Below are 2,366 nucleotides of genomic sequence, written 5' to 3'. Positions count from 1 at the left end.
AGCCGCAGGATGTTGTAGGCCAGTTGGGCGAGATGCAGGATCAGGTCGTTGGTGGCGAACTTGCCGGACGGCAAGCGCTCCAGGTCGAGATCGGTCTTGATCTCGCTGTGGAACTGTTCATGAGTGGCATGCGCCCGGTAGTGCTGGATGACCGCCTCTGGCGCCTCGTCCAGGCTGGTCCACCAGCCTTCCAACTCATAGTCCGGCTGGAGCAAGTGTTGGCCATTGGGCTCCGTGGTGCGCTCCACTAGACGCATCACGCGCGTGACCTCGACCTCGGTCTGGCCCTCGCGGATCGTGACGGTCTGGGTCCACAGCGCCTGGCGCTTGCCGGGGCGCAGCTCTTGCCAATAGTCTTCAGCCACCGCTAGCCAGGTGTCCCGATCGGCCTTGGCCGAGTCCCGCGGGTTCCACTTGACGAGGTAGTCCAGGGTACGACCCTCGCCAGCGAAGACACGACGCTGTTGCTCCAGCAGCGCCAGATGGGCCTGGCTGTCGAAGCCGCTGTCCTCGCGCAGCAGGATCGGTTGTTCGGTCAGGCCCTGGGCGCGGGGCAGCACCCGCTCCAGGAAGGCGTTGCTCTCTTTCATGGTGTGCTGCCGGCCCGGGCGCAGCTCCAGGCCCAGGCACCAGCTTTCGTTACCCAGGTAGGCGGCGATGGGCGTGTAGCCATCGACCTTCTGGTAGGTGCGCGAAACGCCTTCTTTGTTCGAGTTGCTGTTATCCATGACGAAGGTGTCGATATCCAAACAGACGTAATCCTTGTCCGGCGTGATGGGAGCCCCTGCCAGGGACAGCAGGGTCGTGGACCAGGTCGCGATATGCGCCTGCAGATCATTGACGGCGAGCTTCTCCAGCCGTTGGCGCAGCGTGGCGGTGCTCGGCACCTTCTGCAGGGCCAGCAGTTGCTGGAAGGGCGTGTCATGGCGAAAGTTCTCGATGGCGTCATAGTCGCTCATGCCCAGGCACAGCAGGCCCAGATAGCTCTTGACCACGTCGCTGGTGCGCATGCCCAGCGTGGTGGGAAAACGGCCGTCGATACTGTCGACGCCAGCGATCTCGAGGCACTGGCCGATGAGCGAGAGCCCGGCATGGCTGGAAGGGTGCGACCACTGGCGCGGAATTTGACGTTGGGCATGACACTGTCCGGGTGAACGGCGATAGTGGCTATATTGCCATGCACATCAGCGCTTTAGAAGGCTTTTAGGGGGCCGGTTTCACGGATTCAGGTCAGCTTCAGGATGAAAACGGAACGTCATTGCGATCGGTCACTCCAGATCTTTGCGAACACGTCTTCGCCCGGGACGGCTTCGACCGCTCCGGAGCGAATCTCCTTCAAACGCTTTCGCGCGACCGACGCCCACTTCTCGTCAATCCTGGACTCCGGCGGATTGAGGCTACGAAGGAGCGAATCAACAACGAGTGCCCGCTCTTCCACCGGAAGAGCCTCTGCCTCATCGATCAGGTCTTTAATCTTCATATGGCACCTCTCATAGAAAGTCTGTTACTGCCGAACGTGAAGCTAAGCGGCGCCGCCCCAGAGCTCTCCGCGAAGCGCTCGCGACGTCTCCGGCGTCCGCCTTCAGCGACTTTTTATGCATTTACAGGCTCGAAGAATCCATAACATTTCCTAATCCCGGACTTAGTACTGAATGCAGGCACTATGTATGTAAATATATTCATGGTATCTGCGAGATGCTGAAGGGTGTCTTCTAAATCTTTTTCTTTCCCAGCATGTATATCTTCGTAGATAGTGGAGCGATCCTTGCTAATTATTAGCACTAAAAAGACAAACTTATATCTGAGCCTATATAAATACCCCTGGCCTATGGCGTCTCTCAGACCTGCATACCGAATATATTTTAACTCTATACCTACAACATTTTCATCAAGCGCCATGTCAGGGCGGTGCTTCTTCCCGAAGCATCGAACATCTTTCACTGTCGAAGCGTTATCGATTTGAGAAATTACCTTGCAATTGAATTGGTCCTGCATATTTAGAAGAGTGGATGCAAACCCGTTCTCGAATGATTTTTCATCTTTTCCTGAGGTATTAAAATGATAGCGATTGATCAATTTATCAAGCTTTTTTGCGTCATCCCAATAGCGGCCGTATCTTCGAGAGGTTTGAAATCCCATTAATTGTACTCCCTATCGTGGGGCTGGTGGTAATGCATAAATGCCTGTTGGACTAAGCCGCCCATCAGGCTGCTAAGCAGCTTCTATAGGGTATTGTATTCGCCGGAGTGCGGCCTGAACCATCAGGACGCGAGGGCGCGGCTCGGTTGTGACGCGTTCGGGCAGTGATATTGGTCATCATTCCAGTCTCTTTTGAGCCCAATTTACCCTAACGTAGCGCGCCTGCT

At 56.0% G+C, this 2,366-nt stretch carries 3 protein-coding genes; all 3 read right to left on the bottom strand.

Annotated elements, in window-relative coordinates; all coding sequences use genetic code 11:
• Positions 1–1,040 (bottom strand): IS1380 family transposase (locus ACESMD_RS12430; protein WP_372613620.1); only part of this gene is annotated, 1,040 nt, incomplete at its 3' end.
• A 215-nt stretch (positions 1,041–1,255) separates the two neighbouring features.
• Positions 1,256–1,480, bottom strand: a complete 225-nt coding sequence (locus ACESMD_RS12425) for an addiction module protein (RefSeq protein WP_372613618.1) — start codon at positions 1,478–1,480, stop codon at positions 1,256–1,258.
• A gap of 113 nt (positions 1,481–1,593) precedes the next feature.
• Positions 1,594–2,139 carry a hypothetical protein gene (locus ACESMD_RS12420; protein ID WP_372613616.1) on the bottom strand — a complete coding sequence of 182 codons (546 nt, stop codon included), beginning with the start codon at positions 2,137–2,139 and terminating at the stop codon, positions 1,594–1,596.
• Between the last annotated feature and the right edge of the window lie 227 nt (positions 2,140–2,366).

It is taken from the genome of Halomonas sp., assembly GCF_041689495.1.
In the GTDB taxonomy this organism is placed as follows: Bacteria; Pseudomonadota; Gammaproteobacteria; order Pseudomonadales; family Halomonadaceae; genus Halomonas.
This window is presented reverse-complemented; position numbering and strand designations above follow the sequence as displayed.

Coding starts and splice junctions, on each gene's coding strand:
- ACESMD_RS12425 (WP_372613618.1), bottom strand. CDS start 1,480: ATGAAGATTAAAGACCTGATCGATGAGGCAGAGGCTCTTCCGGTGGAA.
- ACESMD_RS12420 (WP_372613616.1), bottom strand. CDS start 2,139: ATGGGATTTCAAACCTCTCGAAGATACGGCCGCTATTGGGATGACGCA.